8 protein-coding genes are annotated in these 17062 nt (G+C 56.4%); 5 read left to right on the top strand and 3 right to left on the bottom strand.

The genetic code is table 11. The annotated features are described in order from the left end of the window. Positions 1-30: 30 nt before the first annotated feature. The 4 genes from DVK01_RS19395 to DVK01_RS19380 all read left to right on the top strand — a co-directional run bounded on the left by DVK01_RS19395 (position 31) and on the right by DVK01_RS19380 (position 6226). Positions 31-1593, top strand: coding sequence for a 26S protease regulatory subunit (locus tag DVK01_RS19395; RefSeq protein WP_121538365.1), 1563 nt, complete (start codon positions 31-33; stop codon positions 1591-1593). A 197-nt stretch (positions 1594-1790) separates the two neighbouring features. Continuing rightward, positions 1791-4457, top strand: a complete 2667-nt coding sequence (locus tag DVK01_RS19390) for an McrB family protein (protein ID WP_121538363.1) — start codon at positions 1791-1793, stop codon at positions 4455-4457. Next, positions 4450-5736: an McrC family protein gene (locus DVK01_RS19385; protein WP_121538361.1), complete on the top strand. Its 1287-nt coding sequence runs from the start codon at positions 4450-4452 to the stop codon at positions 5734-5736. Before DVK01_RS19390 ends, DVK01_RS19385 begins: the two co-directional genes overlap by 8 nt. Positions 5737-5839: 103 nt before the next feature. Next, entirely contained in the window at positions 5840-6226 is a 387-nt protein-coding gene (locus DVK01_RS19380; protein ID WP_121538359.1) for a hypothetical protein, read from the top strand. Between the two features lie 695 nt (positions 6227-6921). Here the strand turns inward: DVK01_RS19380 and DVK01_RS19375 are convergent. Continuing rightward, complete coding sequence (locus tag DVK01_RS19375; protein WP_121538451.1) at positions 6922-8211, bottom strand: orc1/cdc6 family replication initiation protein; 1290 nt, start codon at positions 8209-8211, stop codon at positions 6922-6924. Positions 8212-8853: 642 nt separating this feature from the next. Between DVK01_RS19375 and DVK01_RS19370 the strand changes: the two genes are divergently transcribed. Beyond that, positions 8854-10005 (top strand): hypothetical protein, encoded by a 1152-nt coding sequence (locus tag DVK01_RS19370; protein ID WP_233562816.1) that lies wholly within the window; start codon positions 8854-8856, stop codon positions 10003-10005. A gap of 36 nt (positions 10006-10041) precedes the next feature. Here the strand turns inward: DVK01_RS19370 and DVK01_RS19365 are convergent, their stop codons facing one another. Further along, positions 10042-13680 carry an exodeoxyribonuclease V subunit beta gene (locus DVK01_RS19365; protein ID WP_121538357.1) on the bottom strand — a complete coding sequence of 1213 codons (3639 nt, stop codon included), beginning with the start codon at positions 13678-13680 and terminating at the stop codon, positions 10042-10044. Next, positions 13673-16861, bottom strand: a complete 3189-nt coding sequence (locus DVK01_RS19360) for a PD-(D/E)XK nuclease family protein (protein WP_121538355.1) — start codon at positions 16859-16861, stop codon at positions 13673-13675. The genes DVK01_RS19365 and DVK01_RS19360 overlap by 8 nt, the downstream gene beginning before the upstream one ends. Positions 16862-17062 lie beyond the last annotated feature (201 nt).

The following is a 17062-nucleotide window of genomic DNA, read 5'->3' as shown; positions in this document are numbered from 1 at the left end:
TCAGCGTACAGAGGGAGACCTCGTGAGCCGATGAAACTCCTCAACACCGTACTCTCCGTCATCATCTTCCTCGGTATATTCGCCACTATCGAGTACGTGACCTACCGAGTCATGGAGCGAGATCACAAGAAGCGAAGCATATACAGGCTATTCTTTATTTTCGCCTGGTCTGCGTTGGCACTTATCCACATGTGGATAGTGGCCCCTTGGCTCGATTTGCCACCGAATGCTGTAGTGGCTCTCGGGCTCGGGATCTTGATTGTCTATGTCGCAGGTGGATTCGGATTCCCCCTGTTCAAATCAGTAGGTGTCATCGGACTCTTCCCATTCGCACTTGTGTATGAGCTGTTCTTCGTATTACTACTCATCGCTGAGGCGGCTTCGTGGGCTACCTCGATGCTTTCAGCTCCCCAGTCGGGATTCCTCGGGGCTGTTTTTCCAGCAGATGTCCGGATCCAAGCGGCTCTCGGATTGGTTGTTTCCGCTTCGATTGTCTCGACGATGTACTACAATCCCCGAGGAGAAAACGGGTACCACTACGCTACTGGCCGTCATGTAACGCCGAACGTCGATTACGACAAGTTCAGACAGATCCAGCGAGAAAGTGAGACAGGTCGGGATGAGCCGGACTCATCGAATGTTGCCAGCTCAGACAAGACTCAACGTCACTCCCAGACCTCCAGGGCACCAGCGAAAGCAGCTACCGACGAATTCGAGTACAACTGGATGAACTCAGAGATTGGCTTCAACGACGTTGGGGGCTACTACGAAGTCAAGCAGCGGCTCACAGACGAGGTTCTACAACCAATTCATGCAGCGACCCAGGGTGACGAACGCTTCGACCGTTTCGGAATCGAGCCGTCACGAGGGATTCTCCTCCACGGACCGCCAGGAACTGGGAAGACTCTATTTGCTCGAGCGCTAGCAGGTGAACTCGCTGTCCCGTTCGTCGAGTTAGGCCCTGCTGACATCACGAGTAAATGGATCAACGAGGGGCCACAACGAGTTCGCCAGTTGTTCGAAGAAGCTGAATCGGTCGGCCCTTGTGTGATCTTCCTCGACGAGGCCGAACATCTCCTCGGCGGTCGCGATGTCGGCGCCGGCGGAGCTCACGCTGAAGACCGGAAGATTACGAGCGAACTTCTGGTTCACCTCACTGCGGACGATCGAACGGCCATCGTTGTCGGAGCAACGAATCGCCCCGAAGACATCGACCCAGCAATTCTTCGACCAGGACGATTAGCCATGCATATCGAGATTGGTCTTCCCGAAGAGGAGAGTCGTCACGCGATTTTCCAGTCGAAATTACAGGGGGTTCCGCACGACCTCTCGGGCGATGATTTTGCAGATATCGCAAGGCGGAGTCGCGGTCTCAGTGGTGCAGATATCGAAGAAATCGTCACGAAAGCGAAGCGGAATGCGGCGACGCGAGATGCCGACGGGGTTTCTCTAGAAGACTTCCCGAACGTCGAGGACCTCAATGTGACCGGTGGGGCCTCCTCCTCCTCTAACCGAACTCCCGATATCGGTTCTGGCGATGCCGACTGGACTGGCTCTGCATCAGACGACGATTCTGCCGTCGGGTTCCAGTGAGATTTAATCGAGGAAAACAGAGATTCCATTGCGGTTAGTTACCCCACAAAACCAAACAAGTTCTGATTTGTGGGGTAACTCTTGTGAGAGCGAATATACCCTCATTCCCTGGAGAGATATTCTAGCCAACGAGACCCTGTTCGGGAGATTATGAGTAGCGAAACTGATATTTGAGTAGGGTATCATCTCATCCGTAGATGCCGAGCTTTCTCAAAATTCAGGGGTTCGTGTTCGATACGCAGGCACTGAAGGATGCGTATCTAGCGGTTCCACCTGCGGCGCGATCGTCCAACAAGGGGTACGATGAGGCAGCGCTCGAAGCGCTGATCCGGTATTTTGCTGACTGGTGGCCTGCCCGTGAAGAGTCATTGATGGCACAACCAGAAGAGACGTTGAAGTCCTTGTCCGGCGATGAAAAGAGAGAGCTCTACAACGAATTTACCAAGCGGTTAGCCAGGAATCTCGAAGAGCAGTACAGCAGAGATATTGATCAAGAGAAATTTGAGGGGTTTCTCCACCGAATCACACAACAACCTGTACCGAAGCCACTTGGAACGTTCTTCTTACGCTGGTTGTGGCGGTTTTCGAAGCAGTTGCATGAGTACGACCAGACGCTGTTTTCTGGCACAGAGCAGCTCGAAAGCTCTGGTGATTCAGATATCGACAATCCTGACGAGGTCGGACTAATACCAGTAATCCATCGCCTTCCTGGAGAATACCTGGAGACGAAGCACGCTCAGTACGAGGGTGATATCAAAGTCAATCAGATCCGGTTCAGCGCACTGGAAAGGATCCGGCAACAGGGTTCGTTGTCAGAAGAAGATCTGCAGACGTTCGTGGATGAAGAGAATACAAAGTATGACACTGACATCATGCGGGCGTTCGATTCATTCAGCGTTCTCGGTCAACTGTACTTCGACTATTTCCGCCCGCGTGTCAGTGCATATTTAGACGATATTACGAGCGCTCTGATTGAGGAGGTGGGAATTGACGAAAGTACGGCTCACGTCGTCGATTTCCTCGCCCCTCGAAATATCCTTAGTGACGACGCCTGGTTTGCGATCTATCCCGAAAGCCGTGGGAGCAAGGGCAACGCGTACCAGTTGTTCATGGGGATTCAGTGGGACGGTGTGCGGTACGGGTTGTACGTTGGAGACGAACTACGTGAAGATGGATGGCAAGACCGAGTCGATATTGAGACCATCACCGAAACCGACGCGCTGACGCTGGATCTCTTGATCGACAAATTCGACGAAGTGCTGCCGGAGTACTATCGGTTGAATGAGATTCAGAGTGTTGACCCCCCAGAACGGCCGCCAGAAGATGTGGTTGAGACGGTAACGCGACAGTTGGAGTCTGCAAAGCAGGTCGTGTTCTATGGACCACCGGGAACGGGTAAGACGTTCGAGGCGAAGCGTTTTGCCGATTGGTGGGTGTTCGACCAGAGCGACGGGAAGCCGCGCGATGAGCAGGTTGCGTCCGTAACGTTCCATCCCTCGTTCTCGTACGAAGACTTCATTGAGGGGCTGACAGCTGAGGCCACAGAAGGAGGCGACGTCCAGTACCAGATCGAAGACGGTGTGTTGAAGCGTGTCACGGAACGGGCTCAAAAAGCGTACGACCAAGCACAGGAGTCCGCATCGGCCTCGGACGGATTTAGTGAGTCTGGAAACGCACCCCCGTATGTTCTCATCATCGACGAGATCAATCGCGGGAATCTCGCCCAAGTGTTCGGAGAGGTCATCACGTTACTTGAGGCAGACAAACGCGGGAGCTTTGAGGTTTCATTGGCTCACTCTGGTAAACAGTTCTCGCTGCCGCCTAATCTATACGTGATTGGAACCATGAACACAGCCGATCAGTCGATTGCGCTGGTGGATACAGCACTTCGCCGGCGCTTCCGGTTCGTGGATTTCCCCCCGGATCTCAATGTGGTCTGGCAGGAATACAACATGGAGGCGAACTCACCGACCGTTGCAGTGACGCAGCCAGGCGCTGCAGGCTCTCGCAGAGAACAATTGTTGGGCGCAAGTGTAGAGGCGATATCGGAGCTGAATAAGCGGATTCTACATGCACCTGAGCTTGGGAAAGGCAAGCAGCTCGGTCACACCTACTTGCTTGGACATGATTCAGCAATAGACGTCGTCGACGCATGGCGGTACGATATCCTTCCGCAACTGGAGGAGTACTATTTCGGCCAATTCGACCGGCTTCAGAACGACCTTCTCACCGAAACCGGCGAACGCCTCATCGACTGGGAGACAGAACAGATTCGGTCATTCGATGCCGAGTCGTTGTATATCGCGCTATGCCAGATTGCGCGAATCAGCGATCCGATCCCGCTTATTGATACATCAGAGGTCGTCGTATCGGACGGAGACGGTACGTCGGTCAAGGGCCAGGATTCCTGGGCTGCCGGCGAGAAGACTCAAGAGGCATTTCGAGAGCGTATACGAAGCAATTTGAATTCGGAAGCCGCAGAACGGGTCGAACGGCTGTTGGACATCGGTGAGGACCTTGGATGGGTTGATACTGGCCGGGGAGATCAATTCCCAACAGCCCAGCTCAAAACAGACGACATTGATCCTGGTGTCGGCGTGATTCAACTCAATCAGGACGGGGAAATCGATTTCCGATGGGACTGGCTTTCGGGTCGCGAAGAGAATTCGCTCACTCCAGAATTCATAGATGATGCTGCATCCGTATTTGATGAAATTGACGGATATGCACACACATGGAATCCTGATGAGGATGAGTTCGAATCACCGACGCTCGATGTCGCCACGTTAACCGACGAAGAGATGGACGCATTGGTTGAGGGGCTCCAGTCCTTCGCTCAACAAGCGGCAAACAAAGATGAGTGAGTTTGCTGTCAGCCACTTCGGACCCGTAGTTGACTCTACATCGAAGGATGAAACGGTTCCACCGTCAAACCCGATCTCGCTAGAGGAACATGACCAAACAATTCCATTTGAGATTAGTGAAGAAGATATTGCCTTTCTAGAACAACTTGAGGAGGAGTGTACGCCAGCACCGCTCTCTGTATCATATACAAGCGAGGGACTAGCGGTACTTTCTACGGGTTCGCATGTTGGTGTGTTGACCCTCCCAAGCGGAACGCAGGTGGAGGTAACACCGAAACGTTCCGTCACTAACCTACTCTGGGCACTGCAATATGCCTTCGATACCTCTGTCGAGTCAATTGATGTCGAGACAGAGTTTAGTGCTGCATCGACCTTTTTCGATGCGATCGCTGTATTGTTTCTCAGTGAGCTACGGACTGTTCTTGACCGGGGACTGCATCGGGAATACGTTAGGACGAACTCGGTTCGAGAGCACGTCACCGGTCGAATTGACGTCCAACGACAGCTCCGGCGATCGATAAGTGCACCAACGAACTTTGCGATCGAGCACGATGAGTTCACGGCGGATTCTGAATTGAATCGTGCTGTACTCACAGCGACTCGAGTCCTCACTCGGTTGGTTCGAGACACAGACCTCGCCAGCAGTCTCCGTGTTCAGGAGCAGCGGCTCCGGCAGTTTGTAACCCCTTCGCCAGTCTCAGTGGAGGCAGTAGAGCGAATCGAGCTGTCGCGACTGAATGACCATTACGAGACTCTGGTAGACCTGACTCGGACTGTTTTGACACGTGATTTCTTCGAGGATGTTAGTGCTGGATCACAGCGGTCACTCGCTCTCTTCGTGAATATGAATTATATTTTTGAACGGATCGTGGAACGGGCATTTCGGGCGGCAGCGAAGGAACACGGTGACTTGGTCGTGGAAGGCCAAGCATCAATTCAGAACATCGTAGATGGACCACATGCCGTCTCGATGCGTCCTGATGTCGTCGTCAGAAATCGCGAAGGAGCTCCGATTACGGTTGTAGACGCGAAATGGAAGACAGGTTCTGTTTCATCTGGAGACGTGTACCAGTTGACCTCCTATATCCTTGCGATGGAAACTGACGGAGTGCTGGTTTTCCCAGGACATCGAGATCGAGGATCAGAACAATCGAGGGTGTTAGACGAATACAGACTTCGCTCGAGAACCATCTCCACAAATGCGTCTGTTTTTTCCTACGACGATTATGTCGATGCGCTCGAATCGGATGCGTCTGATTATCTCGTCGAAGTACTGTAGTTTCAGATCCTGCGTCACTGAGGAGAGCTTCTTCGTTTGGACCTGAGCGAACGACTTTGAGTTACCCCACAGATTAATATTGGTCGCACACCGTGGGGTAACTATGGGAGAAGAGGAGTCAACGAAACCACCAGCGCCCGATCTCCCAAAATATCTTCGCGAGCCACTGGAGAAGCAATCGTCGGAGCGGCTAGAAGAGGTTGCGTCGTACGCGACCGAGTTGGCGGAATGGAAACGCCAGCAACGCCAAGATGAACTCGAACGTCGACGGGCTGAAGAAGAGGTCGACGAAGAGGACCTCGAGGAGATGGAAGAACGTGAGATATCGACAGATCCTGAGGATTACGATGATGTCCCTGCTAGTGGGGCCTACATTACAGTGAAGACAACGAAGCAAACGGGCGAGAGAAGCTACCGCTACTTCTACTGGCAGTGGCGAGAGGGCGATTCGTGGAAGAACGAGTACATCGCACCGGTTAACCCAAAGTGAAGACGAGTTCGACGAGGCCGGAAACGGGGACCCTCTCCCCCCGTCATCGATGTGTAAAACCGTGAGAAGGGGGCGGGGGGAGTAGACGAGATCGTAGAAAACAGACGGAACAGCCGCAGACACGGACGAGAGGTCGTGAGGCTCCAGAAATAACATCTCTAGAAGTTATGACTCTAGTCTAACGAAGTTTTATGTAACCTCCGGGTTAACCAGAACCGCAATGGACCTAGAGTGAGTGCCAGGTGGGGTAGTGTTCCAGCTGACCGAACGAGGTCAAACACTCTGAATGGCTGGTGTTCTACACCCTTCTTTCCTTGCTATCACTAGCGTTAGACGCTCTCTGCCTGATTGAGACCGTCTTCCCTGTCGTCTCTACCCGTCCTTCATCGGTGATTTACACATCGATGACGGGGGGAGGGGGTAGCGGTATGGACTCGAGGTAATTCGTCGGGGAACTCTTCCCCTTCATTTGGACGAAGGCACCTTCAGATATCAGTAGAGTCTGATAGGAGTGCTCTGTACGATTGGCGACTTGGACTCTGCGTTCACTAATACCGAACGCCCTTGCTCGATTTCGTGGAATCAGTCACTGCATCGAAACCAGTTACACTTCGATGACGGGGGGAGGGGCCAGCAACTTACACATCGACGACGGGGGGTGTGTCTCCACTCATACTCCGCGAAAACCGCCAACCTCAGTTCTGGTGGAAGTCCTTCAGCTGTGCGTTGACCACCGTTCGGAGAAGTTCCTCTTGTTCGGCAATACTCTCCAATCGGGTGTCCTCCGTGATCCGTTTCATGATTCCCGTGGGGTCACCCGTGAAGGTGAACTCCATGTACATCCCACCACCGCGACCGCGGCTCTTCCTCGACGTCGAAATCAAGCCGTATGTGGAAAGCTCTTTGACGTACTTGACGTACGTCTCCCGAGTCATCTGGTCCGCGTCGAGCTCGTCCGTCACCCACTGATACACTTTGAATCCGACGGGGCTCGGAACAGAACTTCCAGAGCGCTTCGAGTAATGCGCGACGGCAGCAGTGGCGTACAGCGAGATCTTTTTCTGCGTCGTGAGTCCCTCGACGAGCTTCAGCGAACGGTCCTTGTCGATCTCTTCCTGTGATTCGCGGACGTGATGTTCCTCGACGCTGTCGTCACTACGCTCGTCGGCGAGGTCGCCGGCGCCACGGAACAGGTCGATTGCCTTCCGAGCATCCCCGTGACTCTGCGCTGCGAAGGCAGCGACGAGAGGAATCACGTCATCGGAGAGCGCATCCGGTCGGAAGGCGTCACGACGATTCTGGAGTATCTCGCGCAACTGGTTGGCATCGTAGTCCGGAAAGTACACGTCCCGTGGGTTGAACGAACTCTCGGCTCGCCCGTCGATATCCTCCATGAACTTCGGATCGTTCGTCAGCGCCGCGACGGAGACTCTCCCCTCGATCTCATTCGTGTTACTCGCTCGCGATAGCTGGTAGAGCAGCTTCGAGTAGGCGGGTTCGTCGTTAGCACGGCGTCCGACCAGGAGGTCGATCTCGTCGAGGATGAAGATGACCGAGTCGTAGTGGGTGTTGATGAGTTCGTAGAGACGTCTGTACTTGCGTTTAGTCGACACGCCAGTTTCGGGCACGCCCACTTCTGCGCCGACGTCCTTCGCGACTGTCTGGACGAGTTCGTAGACCGCCTGATCGAGGGTATTGATCGGCTGGCAATTTATGTCGACGACACCGAAGCTCTCACCATTCGATTTGCAGAGCTCGACGATTTGCTGCGTCACGGCACCGATGATGAGTGACTTCCCAGTACCGGCAGGACCGTAGAGCAGCATATTCGGCGGCCGATTCCCTTGCAGTGTCGGCTTCAGGAACGACACGACCGATTCGAGTTGGTCGTCGCGACCGACAATCCGTTCTTCGTCGATGATGGTGTCGGGCTCGACGAGGTCACGGTTGACGAAGACTGACCCGCCACCGTCCTCGTTGAGCATATCCCGGATCGATTGCTGTGTACTTCCGTCAGCATCGTCTTCGGAAAGATCGAGAGACGCGTTGTCGGCAGCAGTATTGTCCTGAGTGGCGTCGGACGTGTCTTCTGTCTGTGATTGCGTCGCTTCATCTTCCAACGTAGATTGATCAGTGCCACCCTGATTGCTGCCGGCCATACTTCTGCTGTGTGACGGAGGTATTAAAAAGATTAACCTCCGTCGATGTATATCTCTCGGCGTCATTTGGGCTACTCCTCATATTCGGCATTCTGGGCTATCTCGGCTCAATACCGGTGACGAAGTACATTGCTGTGGTTCTCCCCCCGTGTTCGAAGTGTAACAGCGAGCGGTTCGGCTGGATTTGGATACTGCTGTGATATTGTCGTCCAAATAATCTGTCAGCCACACCCCCCGTCATCGATGTGTAACTCGCACATCTCCCGCAGTCCTCTACCGAAATCTTCCCCACACGTGCCGCACCCCCCGTCATCGAAGTGTAAAAGTCGACTCCTGCATATAGATCTACGGCTCAACCGGTGCTGGAAGATAGTACGTTGCGACCGATCGCGGGTGATACCATCGCGGCGCATGTCGCAGAAACTGTCTTTACGTCTGCCAAGTAATCTATTCCCTAAAACGAGTCTGATGCCCTACTTAGCCCTCCTCGACGACACTCGAGTCATTCCTCCACAAGTAGACGATGGAGAGACCGTCTCCTGCCCTGTCTGCGAACAACCGATGGCCGTAGTGAAATCACACGAACGGGGCAACGCCTTCATTTCTCGGCATTTTCGTCACCACGAACAGGAACAGAGGTCTGAGATCTCTACAAAATCAGGGCAGGTCACGTTCGATGATCTCGCCACGACCGGCGAGTGCCCTGGTGAGTCAGATGAGCATCTGAAGATGAAGTCAATCGCCTATGCTCGTCTCGAACACGATTTCCCCGACGCCACAGTAGAGTTGGAATCGGGCGTCGGTGACCGAATTGCTGACGTATTGGTGACCTTCAACGAGCCCTGTCATCCGTATGGGAAGGGAATTGCTGTGGAGGCTCAGTATCGAAATCACGGAAAGGATATCGAGGCGGTCACGGAGCATTATCTCGACCGGGAGTACAGTGTCGCATGGCTCGATGAAGCTGACTTCACCGAGTACGACGTAGATCTGTCCGGAATGCTGACCGTCTGGCCCTATGCGTTCCCGAGTAGGACTGGAACCGAAGGCTATCCCGACGTGACGAGATGGCTCTGGCAGGAGAAGTCGGTCTCTGTGTCTATGGAAGTCCCGATCCCTGGTGAGTTCTGGGCCTCATTCGACAAGTCCGGAGAGTGGGTAACCGTCGCACAGCGCCGGATTCGTAAGAAGGGACGGGCGTGGGTGACGATTTCTCGCTCACCAACAGGGAATCTCACTTTCCAACTCGGAAAGAAGGACTGGGGATGGAACGCAGATACGCATCGAGTCACGGTCCAGCTCGAACAGAGCGATTGTGCGGAATTACGGTCTTTTGTAGAGACACTCCAGCCGAAAGCGTTCGGTCAAGAAAGTCCATCGGAGGCAGAGCGCGAACACCCCTGGCACGACCTCACCACCGCCTGGCTAGCAGGATCTCCCCGAGTAACGGCGTGGCTTTCAGCATCGCTCTCTCCAGATGGGGACGTCGTCCTCTCTCTGGGGAAGAAACATCCCAAGGAAACCGATCGGGTCACGGTTCAAGTCGATGAATCCGTCGTCCCGGCGCTTCAAGAATTAACCGATTTGCTTGAGACAGCCTTCGAAATAGAATCCGACTGAGAGATGAAGACGTGGACTCTACTCTCAGCCAATCGGCTACATCATCAGATCGACCATCTCACGTAGCTCGGATTTGACGTCTTCCAATTCGTCTGCCTCCCACTCGAACCGTTCCTCAACGCCGGCGTCGGTGAATCTGAGCGAGGCTTGAACACGCCGGCTCGGATCGTGCTGGAAGAGCGCAAGCGCGTACGAGAGCATCTGTGGCCGGTAATGTGTCGCCAGATTCCTCGATGTCGTTGCTGAAAGGTCGTTGGTCTTGTAATCGATGATGTGATACCGGTCTGGCGTGACGAGCAGGCGGTCGATATCGCCGACGATTCTCGATCCGTCCAGACGTGCCATCACCGAGTACTCATCGTGGACTGCTTCGACAGTAACCGATGCCTCGAGATCGTCGACGAACCGAATCGCGTCGTCTGCGTGGTCGATTGCTGCGTGGATGTCGTCCGCTGTCGGTTCTTCACCGGCCATCTGACTCACTCGTTCGACGAACGATTCCCACTCGTCTCTCGGCGGGCGAAGCTCGTTCAGTCTATGGACGACAGTTCCGAACGTGGTCGGGCTGAGGCCTGGTGATTCTTCACCCGCTGCGTAGGTGTGTCCGTCACCGGAGCGTTCGGCCACTTCGTTCACGAGCGTCGTCGCTGTCACTCGGACCCCAGTGTCGCGTTCGGGGGGTGACGGAATCGAGATTTCCGGCATCGTCTCGTCGACGTCTTCGTCGGATGCCCAGTCCGTCGGTTGGGATGGTGTTCGGATGGTATAGCCTGCATCACCGAGCTGACCTTGAGTGTCGCCGTTCTGGACAGCTTGGCTTAGGAGTTCGCCATCTTCGAGGAGATGGGGCTGAAGCCAGTCACGCCAGCGGTCAGCCTCATCGAATGCCGCCGGCTCGCCGAGTTCAATGTCTCCAGACTCGCTACGCTCGATGTCGTGCGTTCCACACAGGAGGAGATGGTCGCGAGTCCTGGTGCAAGCGACGTAGAGGAGGCGTTTCGCCTCCGCTCGTTCCTGTGGAAGTGAGAGACGATCTGCGTATTCGTGGACGGCAGTCTTCTCGATCGAGAAGGCGTCTCTGGGATGCGGACCGCCGACAGCGGGAAGCGGTGGCGCATCTGTAGTTCCCTCCACCAGTCGGACGTAGCCGTAGTCGTCGACGCTTCGCCCGAAGTTCAGACTGCTTCCGATATCCGGGATTGTAACGATCGGGAACTCCAGTCCCTTCGAGGAGTGAATCGTCATGATTCGAACGCCCTCGGCATCGCCAGGAATGTCCGCTTCACCCTCACGTGGATCGATTTCTGCTTGCCGGTCGATCCGATGTAGCAACCCAGCAGCCGTGTGGACACCGTTTTCGCTCCAAGTTCGGACCTGATCACGGAACTTCTCGACGTTCGCAACTGCCTGCTGGCCGCGTTCGTCGGCACTGACACTCGTCAGGTACCCGGTATCGTCGATCACGCGCGTGAGGACGCGATTCCACGAAAGGACGCCCTCTTCTCCCGGCTCCGCACACCCACTCAGCGTACGCCAGCTCGATAGCAACTCGAACGCGTCCGTAAGCTGTGGATCATCGGACGTTTCCAAGGCCGTCCAGATCGAGTCTGCACGTGCGACTGCGGGGGCGAGCCGGTCGTCGGTAAACCCAAACAGGGGTGATCGGAGCACACCGTACAGAGAGATGTCGTCCGTCGGATCACCGAGTACCCGGAGGAGATTCGTGAGCGCCTGCACCTCGGGCGTATCGTAGAACCCGACACCGCCGATGACCGTATACGGGATGTCGTACTCTTCGAGGGCTCGCTGGTACCGGTCAAGGTGCGTTCGCCGACGGAGCAAGATTGCCACGTCGTCAGGGGTCGCGGAACGGTGCTCACCAGTATCCGTGTCCTGAACGAGCGGTGGGTCGTCAAAGAGGGTCGTCAGTCGGGCTGCGAGTGCCTGTGCCTCTGCTTCGATTGTATGGTCCAACGCTCCCTCAGCGACTGGGTGGTCGTCACCGAAGAGCGTCGCCGCCGTCTCTGCATCGTCAGGGACGACGAGATATTCGATACTGCCGTCGAGTCCCTCGATGTCTTCGACTCGGTCTCGTCTCGCCGTGAGCGGTTGTGGCGGCGCTTCGAACGGCGCATGTTCTTCGTCTTCGGGCTGGAACAACTGATCAAAGAGTCTGTTCAAGAACATGAGAGGGCCCTCAAGCGTCCGGAAATTACCCGAGAGTTCGAGGGAGGTCGGGCTCTCGACTTCGCTGTCGGGAACCTCGTCCAGCCCGAGACTGCTGTTTACAGACTGCAGTTCGTCCCGTGCTGCACCGAACGTCGTGACGTCAGCGCCGCGGAAGGCGTAGATACTCTGTTTCTCGTCACCAACGAGGAACACGTTCGTCGCCGTCTCCTCGTCGACGCCGGTGAGGTGCTTCACGAGCTCCCACTGCCGGTCGTCCGTGTCCTGGAACTCGTCGACCATTACCGCCTCGAACTTGTCCTGAAGACGGCGACGAACCTCCTCATTCTCACGGAGGAACGAAATCGTGGTCTCGATCACGTCGGGGAAATCGAGCGCATCTCGACGGTCCTTTCCGGCCTCGTAGCGTTCCAAAACTTCATCGAAAACACGCATCAGCGCCAGCGCGTAGTGCGCGCTGTTCTCCTCGAGTTCGCCCGGCGTCGTGTCGACCGCGTCCTCGTGGGATTCGACAGCCCCGATTACCACGTCGACAGCGTCTTTCAGATCATCGTAGACGTCACCGTGTTCGTGCCAGTCCTCCCGAGACCCAACGACGTAGCCTGAACTACTGTAGAGTCCACCGCTCTTCTTCTCACACACCTCGTAGAGGTCGAGAATCGCGCGCTGGCACCTGCGGGGATCACTCTCCGAGGGAGACTCCGGAAGCGTCGTCGCGATGTCCTCGAAGGTCCGATACGCTCGCAAGCCGTCCTCGTCCTGAACGTCGGCACCCGCGGGGAGCCGGTCAGCCAGCTCTCGCAGGGTTTCCAGCACGCCGTGTGTGTAGAGCGTCTCACGAGCGTCATCGGCGTCCAGATCACAGACAGTCTCCCAGAGGACATCCACGTACTCCTCGACGTCAGCATTTCGCCAGCGTTCGAGGACGGCCTCGCTCTGTGGGCGCTCATCGAGCAACCCGGTCAATACGTCGACGAGTTGGCTTCGTCCCCAGAGTTGGGCGAGCAGCGCGACGTCCTCGTCGCTCTGATTTCCTTCGAGGAACTCCGTGACGACTTCTCGCTGGAGGGTTGCGGCGCCGTCCTCGTCGAGAACGTCGAACCCGAGTGGGACTGGCGCTTCGACGGCACGTTCTCGTAACAGTCGGGTACAGAATGCGTGTATCGTGTGGACGTAGCCGTCTTCGAGTTCGTCGAGAACGTCTCGCCACCGATGGTATCCATCAGGCGAATCCTCGGCAGCGAGCCGGTCGTAGACTTCCGTCCGGACGCGTTCGGTCAACTCCGCCGCGGCCTTTCGCGTGAACGTGATCGTGACGATGTTCTCAGGGGTGAGTGACGGATTCTCTTCGAGAATGGTGACGTATCGCTCAGTCAGTGTCGTCGTTTTGCCGGTCCCAGCGCCGGCGGTGATGGCCACGTTCCGGTCCTGAACGAGTGCGTCTTCCTGTTCGGTGGTCAGCTGAATTGCATCGTCTTCATCAGTCATCGCTCATCACCGCCTCGAGGTCCGCATCGTCCTGGACGCGTAACGGAACATACGCTGACTCGTCTCCTCGTGCGTGGTCGACACGCTCGCGCTTCCGATGGTGGCGGACGTCACAGGCGCGACGATAGTCACAGTAGCTGCAGTTCGCTCCCCGACTCGACAACAGCGTCGTATGGAACCGGCCATTCGCGATGGCGTCGTCGATCTGACCGAGCCATTCGGGCACGACCTCGTCTAGGAACTGACGTAGCGCTGCCTGTGAATCGAATTTCGATTCCACACCGCGTGGGACTTTGACGTCGTTTGGCGGCCGGACCTGGTAGTACGTCGCGGATAGCGCAGCGTCATCGAGATCGTCTTCACTCAAGACGGCCTCCGCAGCGAGGAGGTAGATCGGGAGCTGGAACTTCGTCCCGCCCGTCGTCTTGGTCATATACGGTGCGCGTCCCGTCTTGTAGTCGTACAGCGCTAATTCCGGTTGTTCGTCGGTACCGGCCTCGTCGACGCGGTCGATGTACCCACGGATCGAAACGGTCGACCCGTCAGGATGTTCAACCTCGAACGGTCCAGTGTCGGAATCAGGTAACCCGTCACCGAATGGGGCTTCGAACCAGCGCGGTCGGGTATCGCCGCCTCGCGTGACTTCCTCTTCGATGAACGTCGCGAGCAACCCTTTCTCGGGTGCTTCGTGCGGTCTCGAACTGCCCGCGTACGGGTTCGTTTCTGAGTCGCCCAATCCGGCGAACAACTCAGTGAGCCAGCGTTCATAGAACAGGCCATCGTACTCGAAGTCGGCGTCCGCCAGTTCGTCGAGTGCGATATCGAGGAGACGGTCTTCCAATTCGTCTCTCTCGTATGCACTGACATCGAGTTCCTCGCTCGACTCCGCCGCAAGCTCCACATAGAACCGTTCGAGAACGTCATGAACGTAACTACCGGTCTCGAGAGGTGTCGGCGTCACTTCGACGTCGTCCGGATCCTCGATGTCGAGAACGTTCTCCGCGTAGAACTTGAACCCGCATTCCACGTACCGTTCGATTCGACTCGCGCTGTAGGGTTCGCGCTCAGAGGGAGGATACACTGCATCGACGGTGTCTGCATCGAGAAGGCCATCGTGAGATGTGAGATCTGGAGCGCTTCGATTCTCGGCACAGCTGAGCCCCCGGTCAGTTCGTTTCGTCTGATCGGGTGTGAGGTCGCCCTGCTCGCCGGCGTGATCGACAGCAACTCGCCGACGTGAGTGAGCGGCGAGGCGACGCTGGAGGTCTTCACGGGAGCCGATGCGCTCGTCAAGACCCTCTACTGGTTCGATACCGGTTACTCGTTGGAGTTCCTCGAGTACCGGTGAGCGGACGACTGCCGATTCATCATCGCCCGATGCTGGCGTTGTGAGTGTGACTTCATCGACGTTCGCCAGCAGCGTTGCGAAGAGATAGCGGCCTCGAAGGCGCTCGTCACCTGTGTCGAACCGAGGATGGGCGTCGGTCATCTCATCGAAAAATGCCGGTCGTTCCGGTGAGACGGGGAAATGTTCCGTCGTGAGCCCGACGACGTAGACGTTCTCGAACGAGCGCATCCGCGCGTCGAGCATCCCCAGAACCTCGACGTGACCGCTGGCAGCACCCTGAGGAACACGAATCGGAACGCCATCGAACGCGCGAGTGAGCAACGCCAGTGGGGAGAGCTCACTGGAAACAGCTTGCATCGATTCAAATGAACTGAGAACCTCGTCGACGACGGCGTACGCTTGCTGCTCCGTCGCCTGTGTCGTCCCGCCAGCATAGTTCTCGACTGCAGATTCGAGCTCGAAGTCGTCAGCCAGCACTCGACGGAAAATGTCGAGCGCTGTTTCGAGGTCACCAGTACGGAGCGTGCCGAGCGACGAGATGAGGTCTTCAATATGTCTCCTCGCGTCGTCGTCGATGTCGTCGAGCAGCGGATCGAGCGCGACAGTGTCGCGGCGTCGAGCAGCTGCCGTGATAGCGTCAACTTGCGCTCGGGAAAGGAAATCGACGAGTGGATTCGCCAGCAGCGATGTCAAATCCTCAGCGTGTGGTTCCTGCTCGGCAAGACGAAGCAGATCGTGGATGACGCTCCCTGCAAAGGTCCGATCCAGTTGGGAGGCAGCGGTCGTCACGTGGGCAATGCCATAGGTCTCGAAGACATCGTCGACGTACCCCGCATACGCCTCGGTGCCTGGAATTACGACCGCGAGGTCGTCCGGATCGCGACCGTCAGCGAGTTCCGCTCGGAGTTCGCGAGCGACGAATCGAATCTCGCGTTCCGGCGTCGGTAACTCCCGCCACCTGAGTGTCTCTGGCGTCGGTACGTCACCGGGGTCGTGGCGATACATCGCGTTCGTGACTGTGGCGACGTCGACAGCAGTACCCTGTTGTGGCTCAACCACGTCCCGCTCGAATCCCAACTCCTCGTAGAACTCCAGTCCATCGAGGGTGACACTGTCGACGCCCCCGTCACCGTGCTGGTGGAGCGGGAGAATCGCAATCGTGTCGAACGTATCGACGATCCGCTCGATCACAGCCCGTTCAACGGGTCGGAACTCGTGATAGCCGGAGAGTATGACGGCGTCAAGTTCTGGCGAGAGGTCTGCTAAATCAGCGTCGGCAGTCGCGACGGCCTGGAAAATCTCACCACGTGTCGCGGTCCATTCGTCGACGTGGTCGCGTTGAAGCTCTCCATAGGAACGATAGGCGTCGACAGTCGCCGTCGCGATCCGTTCGTCGAGCTCTGACCCCTCGAATTCGGTTGCGAGTTCTTCGGCCGTAGAGACGCCAGCGTCATCGAACAGCGAAAAGCGACTACTGAACGCGTCCGCGAGTGCCGCAGATGCTGGCTCGCCCGCAAGAATGCTCCCCTCGCTCTTGGTCGCCTGGTCGAGAGCAAATTCCGTGAGACGACGGTTCACCTGCCCGGAGAGTCTCGCGATTGGGCCGTCGAGAGCTTCGTACCAGTCACGGACGACTGCATCGAGCGTTTCGGCTCGGAGGCGAAGCGGACGATATGTGTCTGCCCACGCGTCTTCGACGTGACCTCGTCGAGCATCGTTTCGCGTGATATAGAGAATGCTACCGAGCGAATCACCAGCAACGGTGTTGGCTTTCTGGAACGCCTGCTCTTCCAGAAGTGCATGTTTGGGACCTGTGAGAAGCGTGGAATCCATCGAACAACCTGTACGATGACAAGGCTGTTACTTCACTCTTGGTAACAGTAATTAGATGAATGATACCTTCTCAGTGTATCCCAGTTCCTCAGACAAACTCGCCACTCAGTTGGAGACCGTTTAGGGCATCGTCACCGAATCCAAATAGGCTAATCTGACCGCAGCATCGGCAATAAGCGGGCCATCGGTGGGATATCGGGC

The organism is Haloarcula sp. Atlit-120R, from assembly GCF_003665885.1.
Taxonomy (GTDB): Archaea; Halobacteriota; Halobacteria; order Halobacteriales; family Haloarculaceae; genus Haloarcula; species Haloarcula taiwanensis.
This window is presented reverse-complemented; position numbering and strand designations above follow the sequence as displayed.